This is a genomic window from Pseudoalteromonas phenolica, from assembly GCF_044788725.1.
Taxonomy (GTDB): domain Bacteria; phylum Pseudomonadota; class Gammaproteobacteria; order Enterobacterales; family Alteromonadaceae; genus Pseudoalteromonas; species Pseudoalteromonas phenolica_C.
Genome location: NZ_CP173161.1, coordinates 1,689,702 through 1,704,880, shown reverse-complemented (window position 1 = coordinate 1,704,880; position 15,179 = coordinate 1,689,702). Strand labels below are relative to the sequence as shown.

The window sequence follows — 15,179 nt, the reverse complement described above, 5'->3', positions numbered from 1 at the left end:
ACTCGAACATCTGTTGTCGAAGACAAATAAGTATTGTCTTGAAAGTTGAACAAAGTGGCTGGGTGACAGCCACTTTTAAATTTTACTAGAAGATTAACGCTTACCTTCGCGACGAAGTGCACTTTGCGTAAACTCATTGTCGTTGAATGACTGAGTGAAGTCATACATTGACTCTTCGTTATCTAAACCAATAGCAAGGTAACGACGAGAGTTAAGATCATGGTAAACATCTAAAGTACTCCAATGCGTTGGTACATCGTAGTAGTTTAGGCCGTGAGCCATAGCAACACGATACATCTGATCACGGTTATCATAAATATCTGTTACATGGATCTGCCAGCTATCTTCATCAATATAGAAAACACGCTTTTTGTAGATGTGGCGAGTGCCTTCTTTCAAGTTTGCTTCAACAACCCACACACGGTGCTTTTCATAGCGAACATGTTCAGGGTTAACGTGACCGGCATGAAGAATGTCATCATACTTCAGCTTATCGCTGTGAAGCTTATAGCTGTTGTATGGGATATACATTTCTTTTTTACCTTTTAGCGTCCAGTTATAACGGTTCGGTGAACCATTAAACATATCAAAGTCATCCGTTGTACGAAGACTGTCTGACGCTGTTCCAGGTGCATCATAGGCTACGTTTGGCGCACGACGAACACGACGTTGACCTGTGTTATAAGTCCAAGCCTGACGAGGTGTTAAAATTTGGTCCATTGTTTCATGAACAAGTAGCGCAGTACCTGCTAGGCGAGCAGGCTCTGTTACCTTTTGCTTGAACTTAAATAATACATTTGATTCTTGCAACGCTTCTGGCGTCGCTTCAGGATCTGAGTATTTAACTAAAAGTTGCTCATCGAAACCAATAATATTGTACGAACCTGAAGCTGTCGGCATAGCCTGACCGCCAAATCGAGCGATAGACAGACCACGATAACGCAATAAGTGGTTCCAAATCGCCTCTAGTCCGTTTTCTGGCACAGGGAATGGAATACCAATTGCTGTATTCTTAATACCATTACCACCTTCAATAAGCTCAGCTGTTTGCGCATACTTTTTAGTCGCGTCATAAACAAATTGAGGATAAGCAGCACTACGACGAGTTGGATAGATGTTCATTTTGAATGTATCTGGATACGTTTCAAAAAGTGCAATTTGACCCGGACTTAATAAATCCTTGTGTTTAGCAAGGTTATTTTTATCGATTGTAAGAATAACTTTGTCATCAGCAAAAGGATCAATGTGGTGAGAACCAGGTTGGAAACCCGCTGGCGGCTTAGTAATACCACCTGTCCACGCAGGAATTGAACCATCTGCATTACCGGCTTTCTCAGCACCGATTGGGGTTAAGTCAGCGCCTAGTCTTCCTGTCTGCTCAGCAGTCATTTTTGCTGATGCTATTGGTGCAGCCATCATTGTTATTATTGTTGCTGCAATCATGCTTGGTTTTTTAAACATATAACAAGCCCTTAAATTGAATACTTAATATTGAAAGAGACAAAATCACGGTCTGCAAAGGTATTAGTTGCACCACCACCCCAGAATGTGTTGTAGCTAAAGTCAAATGACCAAGCATTCTGGTATGTGAAGTTCATAGTCATACCGAGTGATTTTCTATCTTCTACGAATAGGTACATAGGATCTGGCGTTGTACCATTAACGTCATGTGAGAACACAAAACGTGGAGAGAAGTTAATACCCGCAAATAAGTTATTGTACTCGCCTTTAGCAATTAGACGATAACCCCATGAAGATGCTGTTGGGAACGGGTTTGTTTCAGGTCCGTTTGATAAAGCTGTATGAAGTAAATCGTATTCAGCACCTTTTTCAAGTAGTGGACCATAACCTTCAATCGTGCCACTACGGCCAGTACCAGCAACGTTCAAACGTAATTCGTCGTAGCTAGGCATATCTTTAATTGTCACAGCACCAACTTCACCTACAACCGCCCAACTATCGGCACCTAGAGATGGGCCAAATAAATGCGTTGCTGTAAATTGAAGCTGCATAGAATCACGAAGAATATAACCTTGAGCTACTTCGCCTGGTTCAACATAACTTACTTGGTCTTTTGTGCTTAACTGAGATAGGCTGCTAAAGTCTTCTCGTAATCCAGCTGCCGCCAATTGTTCAGCCATACCTGCATACAATAACTCTACGTCATCTATTTGAAGAGGCTCGTCTTGACGATAAGAAAATTCACCAGAGAAAGCTGTTTCACCAATCGCTGTGTTGAAACTTAAGCCGTAGAGCTTGATGTCTTCAGGGTAAGTGATTGTCGCCTGAGTGAAAGCATTAAGGTTGGTTACATTATTTTCATCAATTGGGTTTGCAGCAATATAAGCTAAATCTTGTGCAATCGCATCAGCTTTGAAATTAGATGCCTTACCTGAAATAAGAGGACGACGGCTATGGTAATTAATGTAGTATAGCGCGAACTCTGTATCATTCAGCTCAGGTGCAAACATACCAAGTCGGATACCGTATTGACCTGCATCTTTTGGCTCGCTTTTACCATTTAAGCCTTTACCCTTTAGGGCAACTTTAGTTGGGTAAGCCATATACATAGATGCAGCTGTTTTAGCGACAAGCTCTTGAGTTGGCTCAATGCCTTGCGCAATCAGTGCAGCTGTTGCATCTGTATATAGGTTATTGAGTGATTCAGTAAGATGATGCAAATCAATATCAGGGTTAGATGTAAAACCTAATTGTACGTTTTGCATATACCCGTTTTCAGAAGCAAAATCATTTGTTGAGAAATAACTACCTGAAGCAGGAAGACGAGTTTCATGCCATTGATATTGATAAAAACCCTCAAGCGTTACATTTTCGGTGATACCTAGTGACGCCCAAAACATACCAACAGGAATAAACGCTTCTTTAAGCTCTGAACCTGGTGCTCTTAAACGATCAATATCTACTGGGTTTACGTTAATACCGTGAGAAATCAAAGTACTCTCACCCCAGTTAACAACTTGCTGACCAACACGAACTGATAGAGGATTCTGACCATCATTTAAATCGAAATCAGCCCACACAAAAGCATCTAACAAACGTACATCAGAGCATACTTGCTCTTTCGTTTTTTTATCGGCACAAGGATCAACTTTTTGACCAGAAACAGGATTCGTGTAAGCGAAATCGCCATCTTCCATCGCAAAATCTTTAAAATACATAAAGCGAGAGAAAATACCCCAGTTATCTTTCGTGATACTTAGGTCATGTGTGCCTTTAATTAGCTGAGAAAAAGTGTCTCCAGAATCAAAGTTCAGATTACCGGCGTCACCATTGTTAGAATATGCACCTGGTTGAGCCCAAACTTGTGCAGAACCGAATTTAGTATTTCCAAGACCAGCATTATAACCACTCCAATCAAACCTAGGATGGTTACTCTTACCAATGTATTGGAAGTCACGGTCTTCTACACGAATGCTTTGACCATAAGAAAATGTCGAGTCGAAAGTGATATCAAAATCACCGACCTGGAAACTTGCCGCTGAAACATTTGCACTTGTTACAGCAACGGTGGCCGCTAAGCCGAGCATTATTTTGTTTGGAACAAAGAGCGCTCTTTTAATCATTATGCGTTCCCCCTATGCGGGTTATTTTAATCAAGTTGTTGTTTTTATATTGAAGTAACATTAGAAGTGAACATGTAAAAACTCAAATTCACCCAACCAAAAGTTACTATTTTTTTGTTCTGGACACGACTTTACCCTTGGTAAGACGTCTTACCAGATAATTTATAACACGTAATTCTGCTTTATAACAAATCCTATTCTGAAAAATTGTGACGATTTAATTCGCTGAAGATTAAACAAATAATAATTTATTCCCGAAATCAGGTAACTTGTTGACCGTAAGTTGTCTAAGTCAAGAATGTAGCTTGATGACTAAATTAAGCTACTTTCTCTAAAGATAAGAAGCTATTTGTCTCTGTTAAACAGAGTCTAAAACGGCCTCTTATGCCAAGAGAGCTCACAAACCGTCTTATGTGGTTCGCTGGAAAACGAATGCTTTTACCATTATCAGCGACGACTTGAATGAACTCAAAGTCGCCACGATAGTAAGCCATACATTCGTCATAGCTTAAGTTAAGATAAAAGTAATACTCACTCATTTAAGCGTTTAATGCCTTATCTACTTTCTCAAAAAGATCATCACTGAGGTTATTAATTTCAGCAATGCGCTGAAGTTGTGCTTTTATTAAAGCTTGGCGCTGCTCATCATAGCGCTTCCATGACATAAACGGCGTTACCATACGAGACGCATTCTGCGGGTTTATATGATTCAGCTCTATGAGTAAATCAGCGAGTAACTCATAACCTTTTCCGTCAATACGATGAAATTGAGCAGGATTACTGCGTGCAAACTGCCCTACTAAAGCTCTAACTCTATTTGGATTTCCTTTATCAAAACACGGATGGGCATATAAAGATTTAATTAATTGAATTGCCTCATCATTATCTGTCGTAGCCTGAAGTGCAAACCACTTATCCATAACAAGTGGGTCATGACGCCAGTTCGCATCAAATTCATTGATTAGCTGTTCAGAAAGTGTGTGGTTAGCACTTTTTGCCGCCTTTAACGCTGCTAGTTTCAATGTCATGTTTTCAGATTTGCTATTTTCATTAAGCCATTTAGAAACTTCATCATCTGACACTTTAGCGAGATAAAATAAAGCCGTTGACTTCAAACTTCTTGCAGCGACAGCATATGAACTGATCTCCCCCATTTCATGGCTTTCTGAATATGCTTTCTTCAGTTCAGGACATAATTGCGTCGCAATTTGTTGTTCAAACTGTTTATACACTTCGACTAGCTCTGCAACTGGGATCTGTTTAAATTCAGCACTTACAGTATCAAAATTTGGCAACCTGATAAGTTCTGAAATAAGCGCTTTATCAGTTTCCACCTCATTTAAAATACTCTTTAATGCAGCGATGAGGTGCTCAGAAAGATTAACACTTCCGGTGTTAGTTAAACTCAATACTGCCTGTTTAATTTCTTTAGTAAAAGCACGTTGTGCAACTTCCCAACGAGTAAAATCACTAGAAGCATGTTTAAGAATATGGATAAGCTCATCCATTTGATAATCATATTCAACAATGCATGGCGCAGAAAAGTTTTCTAGCAGAACTGGGGTTGGTTGGCTTTTGATATTTTCAAAAGTAAATTCTGACTTAAATTCTTTCAACTCAAGCACTGATTGAACTTGCTTACCGTCTAAAATTAATGGCAAGGTGCAACCATTTTCATCAAGTAACTCAATGGCAAATGGAATATGTAACGGCTGTAGAATTGGATCGCATGCCGCGTGTACCTGCTCTAGACTGATGGTAAACGTTTCATCTTCAACATTATAATTTGTTAAAACTTTAATTGTTGGTGTGCCATATTGGCTATACCAACGCTTAAATTGTTCTAAGCACTTGCCACTCGCATCACTCATTGCAGCTACAAAGTCATCACAAGTCACCGCTTGACCATCATGACGCTCAAAATAAAGCTTCATGCCTTTTTGGAAATTCGCCTCACCTAATAAGGTGTGCATCATTCGGATGACTTCTGCGCCCTTGTTATAGACAGTGACCGTATAAAAGTTATTCATTTCAATAACTTTTTCTGGACGTATTGGGTGAGCCATTGGCCCTGCATCTTCTGCAAACTGATGCGTCCTCATTGCCATAACAGCATCAATTCGATTCAACGCACGAGAGCCAAGGTCACTGCTAAATTCTTGATCTCTGAATACCGTTAAACCTTCTTTCAAAGACAACTGAAACCAATCGCGGCAAGTCACGCGGTTTCCTGTCCAGTTATGAAAGTATTCGTGGCCAACAATAGATTCGATAGTGTGATAATCACGATCGGTTGCCGTTTGCTGATTTGCTAACACACATGCGCTATTAAAAACATTTAAGCCTTTATTTTCCATCGCGCCCATGTTGAAGAAATCGACTGCCACTATCATGTAAATATCTAAGTCGTATTCAAGATTAAATCGAGTTTCATCCCATTTCATGGCATTTTTTAATGATGCCATTGCATGAGGCGTTTTATTTAAATTGCCTTTATCAACGAAAATCTCTAAAGATACTTCGCGGCCATTTTTAGTTGTAAACGTATCCTTCTGTACATCGAAGTCACCGGCAACTAAAGCAAAAAGGTAACTCGGCTTTTTATGAGGATCTTGCCACTTTGCAAAATGGCGACCGTCAGGCAATGTCCCTTCAGCTACTTTATTACCATTAGATAATAAATAAGGAATGTTTTTCTCTGCGGTAATTGTTACTAGATAATCTGTTAAAACATCTGGACGGTCTAAAAAGTAAGTGATTTTCCTGAAGCCTTCAGCTTCACATTGAGTACAATATGCCCCCTCTGACAAATACAGACCTTCAAGAGAGGTGTTAGTACTTGGTGAAATACGATTTTCAATTTCAAGGGTAAATTTTTCAGGTAAATTTGAAATCGTTAACCTTGTTTGGTCTTGCACATAATCGCTATATGGCTGGCCGTTCACTTTAACAGACTCTAACTCTAGCTCCACACCATCTAGCGTTAATACTGTCTCTGCATTATTTGCTTTATAGCTTGCTCTTGCCGTCACCTTAGTATCAGTTGGGTGAAGTTCAACGTCTAATTCAAAATTACTTACAGTGTGAGATGGCGCTGAGTAATCTTTTAAATATTTTGCTTGTGGCTTGCTTTGCATAACGTTTCCTTAAAAAAATAGCCCTGAAACAGGGCTAATAATTATGCTTGTTCTTTTTCCAAGTGTTTCGGCTCAATTTTAAGTATTTTTATACCTATGTACGCATAGATTATAGCCAATACTGGGTTAATAAGGTTGAAGAAAGCATATACTGCGTAATCTAAAGGGTTGATCATCAAAACACTCTGCATATATGCACCACATGTGTTCCATGGGATCAATGGACTAGTAATCGTACCGCCGTCTTCTAAAGTTCTTGATAAATTCACGCTTTTTAGACCGCGTTTCTTATATTCTTCTTTAAACATTCGGCCCGGTACAACAATGGCAATATACTGATCTGCTGCAACTAAATTAGTACCGATACAGGTTGCGATTGTTGAGGCAATAAGAGAACCTGTACTGCGAGCAATTTTAAGAATGCTGCGAACAAACACTTCAAGTAAGCCCGTTTTCTCCATAATTGCACCAAACATCAATGCTGTCATAACTAGCCAAGTCGTTGTTAGCATGCCAGCCATGCCGCCCCCACTTAACAAGTCATCCATTGTTCCATCACCAGTTTTAATAGCAAAACCATCGTAGAATGTAGCCCAAACCAGTTTAAAGTAGCCCACTAGCTGCCCCTGAGAAGCATCGACTTGAGAAGCCAATAAATCAGATTGGAAAATAAGTGCCCAAACAGCTCCGATTACTGCACCAATTGAAATAGCAGGAAATGCTGGCATTTTTTTATAAGCAAGCACAAGTAACACAATAAGAGGAACAAGCATCATTGGGCTAATATTAAAATTGGCTTGTAAGATTGATACAATCTCGTCGATGCGGCCAATGTCACTTGAAACATCAGCACTGAAACCCATAAAAATAAATATAATCATAGCGATTACAAAGCTAGGCACAGTCGTCCACAACATATGTTGTATATGGTCAAAAAGGTCACTGCCTGCAACCGCTGGTGCTAGGTTAGTTGTTTCTGATAATGGGCTTAACTTATCCCCAAAGTATGCGCCAGATATTACTGCACCTGCTGTTACAACTTGATCTAAGCCAAGGCCAGTCGCAACCCCTAACAATGCAACACCTATCGTTGCAGCCGTTGTCCACGAAGAGCCAATACTCATAGCCACAATGCCACAAATTAGACAACTTGCTGCGTAAAACCATTGTGGGTTGATAATCTGTAAACCATAGTATATTAAAGTTGGGACCGTGCCTGATAACAACCATGTGCCAATTAAAGCACCAACCATTAATAAGATGAGGATTGCACCAAGAGAAAGTGTGATCCCTTTGATCATTGCTTCTTCTAATAAACGCCACGTATAGCCATTTTTTAGTCCAACTAAAGCAGCTGTAAAAGTAGCAAAAAGGAGTGCTATTTGATTTGGACCTGATGAAGAGTTATCACCATAAAGATACACTGCAGAGCCTAATAGACACACCAATACAAAAATTGGGATAAATGCATCAAGAAAGGATGCTTGTTTTTGTTCTTTCAACTTGGTTCTCCCGGCAAGGTGGACCTTGCTCTAATTAATATTAAGTGACTAAGTTTAGTCTTTGTTTTTATTTGTAACTACACGGGTGAATATTTGCTGAAGCACTGAAATATAGATTCAGTGTTTTAGCAAAAGCTCCTGAACGTTCGTGTTTATTACTCTTTGATTTTAATTTTTAGACGCAGAAATAAATTACGTACTTATTCCAATAATAACAAAACATATTGTTTAAGGTAATAAAAAAGGCGCCGTAGCGCCTTTTGTTGCATATAATTTGTGTTATTTCTGCAAATTATTTTTAGCTAGACGGCCATACTGAATTAAATCTTGAGTAATTAATGCCGCTTCTTCTAAGTATGGGTCTAATTCAGAGATTATTTCTGGCACATCATCTAGATCTTTGACTGCCTCTAATCCAAGACGTTTCAATCTTTCATTCGTTCGAGCAAGTGAGCGTTGTTCACTTTCTTCACGGTCTTTTAATCTCTGAGATTCAACCAAAGAAATAAAGTTCTTATCCTTTTCTGAATTATATCTTTCGATATCTGCTAATACATAGTTAAATTCAGGTTCTGATGCAACTCGGGCTGTATGCTTTTCATTTAAGTAAGTTACCAGAGGACTTAAATTATCCAAGCTCTTATATTTGGCCTGATTAATCTTATCCCAAGGTAATGCATTGTCTTCTTGGCTTTCACCCCATTCTTCAGGATCAATCGCTGAAGGTAATAAGATGTCAGGCACAACACCTTTATGCTGTGTACTACCACCATTAATGCGATAAAACTTAGCAATGGTATAAGTTACACTGCCCAATTGATTGCTGAATAAATCGTAGTTTTTAGCCAGTGGTCTGTGTTGTTGAACAGTACCTTTACCAAAGGTTTGTTCACCAATCACAACACCACGACCATAATCTTGGATAGCAGCAGCAAAAATTTCAGATGCAGAGGCACTATAACGATCAACTAATACCGTGATTGGACCATCATAAAAAGTAATACCGTCTCTGTCTTTTTGCGCTTCGACTCGATTATAAGCAGTATGTATTTGAACAACTGGGCCTTGGTCAATAAATAAACCAGTTAATTGAGTTGCTTCATATAGTGAACCACCGCCGTTTTGACGAAGGTCGATGACAATACCATCAACGTTTTGTTCTTTAAGCTTAGTCAGCTCAACTTTGACATCTTTTGATAAATTGTTGTAGAAGCTTGGGATTTCAATCACCCCAATTTTCGACGTTAAATCTGAGTATTTAGCTTCGAATACGTCAGACTTAGCTGCTCTATCTTCTAGTTTGATCTTATCTCGAACAATTTCAACCACTTTAGGTGTGCCATGGGTATCTGAGCCTTTTAAATATTGCAGGCGTACTTTGGTGCCTTTTGGCCCTTTAATGAGATCTACAACATTATCTAAACGCCAGCCGATAACATCGACAAATTCTTCACCTTCTTGCGCCACACCCACAATTTTGTCGTCTGGTTTAATCTTTTCAGACTTATCAGCTGGCCCACCTGGCACAAGTGAACGGATAACCGTGTAGTCTTCATCATAACCAAGCACAGCGCCAATACCTTCTAATTCAAGATCCATGTCCATCTTGAACTGCTCTGCTCTGCGTGGCGATAAATAAGATGTATGCGCTTCAATGCTTCGTGCAAACGCATTCATAACAACCTGAAATGCATCTTCACTGTCTGTTTGACTTAAACGTTTTAACGCATTGTTATAACGCTTAGTCAGTAATTCTTTAATTTCAGGCCATGCTTTGCCTGTTAATTTTAAACGTAACGCATCAGATTTAACGCGTTGACGCCAATACTCATTCAACTCATCTTGCGTTTTAGCAAACTCAGCTTCTTCTCTGTCATAGTAGAATGCATCTTCTTTATCAAATGTCATTTCTTTATCAAGAAGTGAAATCGCATACTGAAAACGCTCGAAACGACGTTGCAAGCTTAAGTTGAATAAATCATAAGCAAAATCGAGCTTGCCAGACATAAGGGCATCATCGAACTGCTTTTTATTCACTTCATAACGCGCAATATCAGACTGAAGAAAGATAGACTTGCTGTAATCTAGCGATTCAACATATCTATCAAAAATTTGTTCTGATAGCGCGTCATTAAAGCTAAATCGTTTGTAATGCTGACGAGTAAATAAGTTAGTCACCCTTTTGCTTGCAGTTGTATGCTGAGCCTCTTGCTTTAATACGGGAATATCCTTCGCTGTGACAGTATCAACTGTAGCAAAAGAAGCACTAGAGATGAGTGCAGCGACAACGGGAATGAGCGAAAACTTTTTACTCATACACTACTCCTTAAACGATAAATAAGCTGTCAGCTTTTGTTTTAACTTGCATACCTGTTACTAGTTCTACATGAACTTCGTCTTTGTTTACTTCAGTAATAGTTGCATTAACAAGTGCCTGACCAAGTTTAACTTTTACTTTGTTATTAACCTTGACTTCAGAAGCTGGCAAAGGTTCAACTTTTCCTGAGCTACGTTTTGCTTGCTGAGCTGCAGGCTTCTTGTTAACTCTAGCGCCTTTGTCGTTAGAACGTGACTGACCATGCGGTTTCTTTTTGTAAGATTTTGTGTCACCGTCTTGCTGACGAGGACGTTGTGGCTTTTTACGCTTAGCCATTTTCGCACGGCTTTCTTCAAGTGCTTTTTGAGCATGTTCGATGTGCTCTTGTTCCACTTTTTCAGCATCATTACCATCTAGGTCTACGCGGAATTCGTTTTTAGTAACGGCTTCTAAATAACGCCAGTTAGAAGTGTATTTACGAAGTGCTTGACGAACTTGTGTTTTACTCACAACCTCTGAGCCTTCAATACGTTCAGCAACGTCTTTAAAAATACCTACTTTTAACGGCTTGATACCGTCTTTTTTCTTGAAGCAGTTTGGAAATTCTGTGAATAAGAACTCCAGTACTTCATTAATGTCTTTTAGCTTGTTTGTGGTTTCCATGTTTAACCTATTTGTTATACCTGTTCATCTAATGATGAATGAATATAGTGAGTAACCCAATCTGTTAACTCTTCAAACTCAGCGTCTATTAACGCTAAATCACCACGAAGATGTTCCCAAATACCGTTAATCAAATTGTCGATTGTTTCACAATCTAAGTCATCAGGTAGCATATCCCATGCAAAATGAATAAGCTCATTTAGGGTTTCTGCAACCTGCTCTTCTTCTCCTTCCCAATCACCAACATCATGAATGGCAAAAAGATAATCTTGCACATTTAAAAGGTCTTTCACTAAAGTGTCGCCTCAAAAATTTTAACGATTTGTTCAAGACCTGTTTGGTCACTTACATCAAAACGAGAATGCAACGGGCTATCAATATCTAGCACAGCGAATATTTCGCCATTTTTGAAAACTGGCACAACAATTTCTGAGTTTGAAGCTGCGTCACAAGCGATATGACCAGCAAAAGCATGTACATCTTCAACAAGCTGTGTTTGTAGCGTTTGTGCTGCTGTACCACATACCCCTTTACCAACTGGAATACGGATACAAGCAGGGTTGCCTTGGAAAGGACCTAACACTAACTCTTCAGGGGTATCGATCAAATAAAAACCGGCCCAGTTAACGTTGTCTAAAGATGTAAAAAGCAAAGCACTTAGATTTGCCATATTAGCGATTGCGTTTTTTTCGTCGCTGATCAAGCCTTCGGCCTGCTTGGCCAAAGATTGATAGAAGTCTGTTTTTTGCATTCGACCCATCAAAATTAAATGTTCAAATGCTTAAGGTACTCTTTAGCGGTAAGAATTAAAACCTTTTCAAACGAAAAACTGTTAATAAACTGAAAATCTGGACTTTAATTGCTTAGATTTCACTCAAGCTCTAATTAAAACGTCGCAAGCCATACAAAAATAATCCTGCAGCAAGCGCCGCCATTATCGTATTTACCAAAAACACCATGCCTGCTGAAGCTGAAAAAATAAAGCTAAACAACGCCCCGCCTAGCATCCCTAAAGTCAAAATACCTGAATACTGCACTTTGTTATATTTATACATAAGCATATATCCAGGCACTACAAGCAAAGCCATAGATAACCCGACAATATGTGCATTAGCAATAGCGCTCATTAGCAAAGAAAAAAACATCTTTGCCCCACCGCTTTCAACTGTGAGCGCATAATAAATGCCTAAAGTAACCCCTACAATCACTGGTGCTAACAATGACATTGCCACACTTTTAGCTAATTGCTGTTTCATACATTCTCTGCCTTATTTTTATTGTATGAATTAGAGAGTGTATGAAAACACACAAATAACCAGTGGACTTTAGTCGAAGCTCTATTCAAGTGAGTGAATGAAAGGCAAAAAAAAAAGCCGCTAGTTATCTAGCGGCTTACTTATTCTTGGAATAAGTGGCGGAGAGATAGGGATTTGAACCCTAGATACGCTATTAACGTATGCCGGTTTTCAAGACCGGTGCTTTCAACCACTCAGCCATCTCTCCGAAGTCGGAACTTTTCGATTACTCAAAAAGTCAAAATTAGTGGCGGAGAGATAGGGATTTGAACCCTAGATACGCTATTAACGTATGCCGGTTTTCAAGACCGGTGCTTTCAACCACTCAGCCATCTCTCCGCAGCGGGGCGAATAATAGGGAAAGCTGAGGCAGTTGTGAAGCTTTTTTTTCAACTTTTTGTTTAACCGAGCAAAAAAGACACATAACGTGTATTATTTCGACAAAAACACTATTTAGGCATATGTCAGTCAGGTTTTTATTGTGGTTTACCCAAAAAAAACCGATCGGGTATTTAATTAACTATAATTGCCCACATTTATAAGACTTGATACTCTTAGGTAGTTCATTTATCGGAACATTTGTTTCATTTAAGGAGTTTAACCATGGCATTCAATCATTCGTACGGCGCCGCTAAACCGGTAATGTCGACAATTGAAACTAACAAGGTTTTAAAAAATACTTATTTCCTACTGGCTATGACACTGGCATTTAGTTCTGTCACTGCCGCAATTTCAATGACAATGGCATTACCACGCTTCACAGGCTTGATTTGCTCGTTGATTGGTTTTGGTTTGATCTTCATTATTCAGAAAAAAGCAAACTCATCATCAGCAATCGGTCTTGTGTTCCTTTTCACTGGTATTATGGGTTTCGGTCTAGGTCCTCTACTTGCTCATTATGCAGCAATGCCAAATGGCGGCCTATTAATTACTCAAGCCCTTGGTTCAACAGCACTGATTTTCTTCGGTCTTTCAGCGTATGCATTAACAACTAAAAAAGACTTCTCATTTATGGGCGGGTTTTTAACAGTTGGTTTAATCGTGGTTGTAATCTCGAGCTTAGTGAACCTTTTCATTGGTAGCTCAGTCGCGTTTATGGCGATTAACGCTGCTGTAGTATTGCTGATGTCAGGTATGATTTTATTCGATACTAGCCGTATCATAAACGGCGGTGAGACAAACTATGTAATGGCTACGGTAAGTCTTTACCTAAACATCTACAACCTGTTTGTATCACTACTTCAACTTCTTGGCATGTCAAATGATGACTAAGTCATAAGTTTTGTTAAAATAAGCCCCATCTGGGGCTTTTTTTATGAGAAAAATTTGCGCAATTTCGTCTTGTCACTGCATTCGGGTGTAGATGACCACCACAATGTATTTCTTTTAAAACGGTTTGTTGATGCTGCTCAGCAAGTAGGTCATCAGATCGATTGTATTTTTTTGTATCAAGATGGTGTGTATCACGCCAACCAAAATATTCAACTTGCTAGTGACGAGTTCCCTCTTGGTGATACTTGGCAATCACTGCATGATTTAAATATTCCAATTCTGCTATGTGTCACAGCAGCTGAAAAACGTGGAATTGATATTGAAAACACTGGAAACTTTAAGGTAGCCGGTTTGGCTGAATTTTCGATGTTGGCAGCAAAAGCTGATAAATGGGTGCAATTTAAATGAAGAATATCCTAGTCATCAGCAATAAAGCCCCTTTCGATAAAATGCATATTCGCGAATCATTAGACACGTGCTTGATTTTCGCTGCTATTGAGCAAAACATAAGTTGGTTATTTAAAGATGATGCTGTTTTTGCTTTAAAAGCCGGCTACAACCTTTCAAATTCAGGTCTAAAAGACTTTTTTAAGACCCTTAAGACGCTCGAAATTTACGACGTTGAACAAGTCTATGTGTGTACTGAAAGCCTTAAAAAGTATGCGCTGACTCCCGATGATTTAAGTATCGAGATCACCCCACTCTCTATAGAAGAGCAGCAATCACTAATTAGTAAGCAAAATCATACGGTGGTTTTATCATGAGTACTTTGCATATTTTCTCAAAACCACTCCGTAACTATAGCGCTACGACAATTGAGCTGATACAAAATGACGCTAACCAGGTTTTATTAACCGGCGATGCCTGCTTTGATTGGCGCACGTTTACGTCACTACATGTAAAGAATGTATATTTATTAAAAACATGTGTTGAGCTTCGAAATATTGAAACTTCAGACGCTGTTAACTTAGTTGACGACTCAACATGGGTCGAGCTAATCACCACCAACAACACAGTAAATTGGTAATATGATTGAATTTAATAACATCCAAATAGAGACAGATAAACAAGGTTACTTACTTGACCATACACAGTGGAGTGAAGGGTTAGCCCCAGTTATTGCAGCTGAAGAAAATATCGAATTATCAGATGCACATTGGGAAGTCGTGCGTTTTGTAAGAGACTTTTATGAAGAGTACAACACCAGCCCTGCAATTCGTATGCTCGTGAAAGCCATGGCCAAAGCGCTTGGCGAAGATAAAGGCAATAGTATGTATTTATATAAACTATTCCCAAAAGGTCCGGCTAAACAAGCCACCAAAATAGCAGGTCTACCAAAACCTGCTCGTTGTATTTAATTTTTTAAAAATTTAGCTATAAAAAAGGGCTGATAATCAGCCCTTTCTTAT

Annotated in this window: 15 protein-coding genes and 2 tRNA genes; 5 read left to right on the top strand and 12 right to left on the bottom strand. The window is 39.1% G+C overall.

The genetic code is table 11. The annotated features are described in order from the left end of the window. Window positions 1–93 precede the first annotated feature (93 nt). From ACH784_RS07855 to ACH784_RS07800, 12 genes are all read right to left on the bottom strand, one after another. A complete protein-coding gene (locus ACH784_RS07855; protein ID WP_404394824.1) occupies window positions 94–1,461 on the bottom strand; it encodes a DUF1329 domain-containing protein in 1,368 nt (455 codons plus the stop codon). An 11-nt stretch (window positions 1,462–1,472) separates the two neighbouring features. Then, a complete protein-coding gene (locus ACH784_RS07850; RefSeq protein ID WP_404394823.1) occupies window positions 1,473–3,584 on the bottom strand; it encodes a DUF1302 domain-containing protein in 2,112 nt (703 codons plus the stop codon). Between the two features lie 317 nt (window positions 3,585–3,901). Then, the gene (locus ACH784_RS07845; RefSeq protein ID WP_404394821.1) at window positions 3,902–4,123 is read right to left on the bottom strand and encodes a DUF2835 domain-containing protein; all 222 of its coding nucleotides are present in this window, start codon (window positions 4,121–4,123) and stop codon (window positions 3,902–3,904) included. After that, window positions 4,124–6,721 (bottom strand): aminopeptidase N, encoded by a 2,598-nt coding sequence (gene pepN / locus ACH784_RS07840; RefSeq protein ID WP_404394820.1) that lies wholly within the window; start codon window positions 6,719–6,721, stop codon window positions 4,124–4,126. It lies immediately after the preceding gene. 41 nt (window positions 6,722–6,762) lie between these two features. Further along, window positions 6,763–8,223 carry a Na+/H+ antiporter NhaC gene (gene nhaC / locus ACH784_RS07835; RefSeq protein ID WP_404394818.1) on the bottom strand — a complete coding sequence of 487 codons (1,461 nt, stop codon included), beginning with the start codon at window positions 8,221–8,223 and terminating at the stop codon, window positions 6,763–6,765. A gap of 279 nt (window positions 8,224–8,502) precedes the next feature. Continuing rightward, the gene (gene prc / locus ACH784_RS07830; RefSeq protein WP_404394817.1) at window positions 8,503–10,539 is read right to left on the bottom strand and encodes a carboxy terminal-processing peptidase; all 2,037 of its coding nucleotides are present in this window, start codon (window positions 10,537–10,539) and stop codon (window positions 8,503–8,505) included. Window positions 10,540–10,549: 10 nt separating this feature from the next. Beyond that, window positions 10,550–11,203: an RNA chaperone ProQ gene (proQ, locus tag ACH784_RS07825; RefSeq protein ID WP_404394816.1), complete on the bottom strand. Its 654-nt coding sequence runs from the start codon at window positions 11,201–11,203 to the stop codon at window positions 10,550–10,552. Between the two features lie 14 nt (window positions 11,204–11,217). Beyond that, window positions 11,218–11,496 carry a hypothetical protein gene (locus ACH784_RS07820; RefSeq protein ID WP_404394815.1) on the bottom strand — a complete coding sequence of 93 codons (279 nt, stop codon included), beginning with the start codon at window positions 11,494–11,496 and terminating at the stop codon, window positions 11,218–11,220. After that, window positions 11,496–11,954 (bottom strand): GAF domain-containing protein, encoded by a 459-nt coding sequence (locus tag ACH784_RS07815; RefSeq protein WP_404394814.1) that lies wholly within the window; start codon window positions 11,952–11,954, stop codon window positions 11,496–11,498. The genes ACH784_RS07820 and ACH784_RS07815 overlap by 1 nt, the downstream gene beginning before the upstream one ends. A gap of 130 nt (window positions 11,955–12,084) precedes the next feature. After that, entirely contained in the window at window positions 12,085–12,459 is a 375-nt protein-coding gene (locus ACH784_RS07810) for a hypothetical protein (RefSeq protein WP_404394812.1), read from the bottom strand. A gap of 156 nt (window positions 12,460–12,615) precedes the next feature. Further along, window positions 12,616–12,706, bottom strand: a tRNA-Ser gene (locus ACH784_RS07805). A gap of 40 nt (window positions 12,707–12,746) precedes the next feature. Next, window positions 12,747–12,837 (bottom strand) — tRNA-Ser (locus tag ACH784_RS07800). Window positions 12,838–13,101: 264 nt separating this feature from the next. On the opposite strand from ACH784_RS07800, the gene ACH784_RS07795 reads away from it, so the two are divergent. The 5 genes from ACH784_RS07795 to ACH784_RS07775 are packed head-to-tail and all read left to right on the top strand — an operon-like array spanning window position 13,102 to window position 15,128. After that, window positions 13,102–13,770, top strand: coding sequence for a Bax inhibitor-1/YccA family protein (locus ACH784_RS07795; RefSeq protein ID WP_404394810.1), 669 nt, complete (start codon window positions 13,102–13,104; stop codon window positions 13,768–13,770). Window positions 13,771–13,824: 54 nt separating this feature from the next. Beyond that, the gene (gene tusD, locus ACH784_RS07790) at window positions 13,825–14,178 is read left to right on the top strand and encodes a sulfurtransferase complex subunit TusD (RefSeq protein ID WP_404394808.1); all 354 of its coding nucleotides are present in this window, start codon (window positions 13,825–13,827) and stop codon (window positions 14,176–14,178) included. Beyond that, a complete protein-coding gene (gene tusC, locus ACH784_RS07785; RefSeq protein ID WP_404394807.1) occupies window positions 14,175–14,534 on the top strand; it encodes a sulfurtransferase complex subunit TusC in 360 nt (119 codons plus the stop codon). Before tusD ends, tusC begins: the two co-directional genes overlap by 4 nt. After that, a complete protein-coding gene (locus tag ACH784_RS07780) occupies window positions 14,531–14,797 on the top strand; it encodes a hypothetical protein (RefSeq protein WP_404394806.1) in 267 nt (88 codons plus the stop codon). The genes tusC and ACH784_RS07780 overlap by 4 nt, the downstream gene beginning before the upstream one ends. A gap of 1 nt (window position 14,798) precedes the next feature. Continuing rightward, window positions 14,799–15,128 carry a TusE/DsrC/DsvC family sulfur relay protein gene (locus ACH784_RS07775; RefSeq protein ID WP_404394804.1) on the top strand — a complete coding sequence of 110 codons (330 nt, stop codon included), beginning with the start codon at window positions 14,799–14,801 and terminating at the stop codon, window positions 15,126–15,128. Window positions 15,129–15,179: the final 51 nt, after the last annotated feature.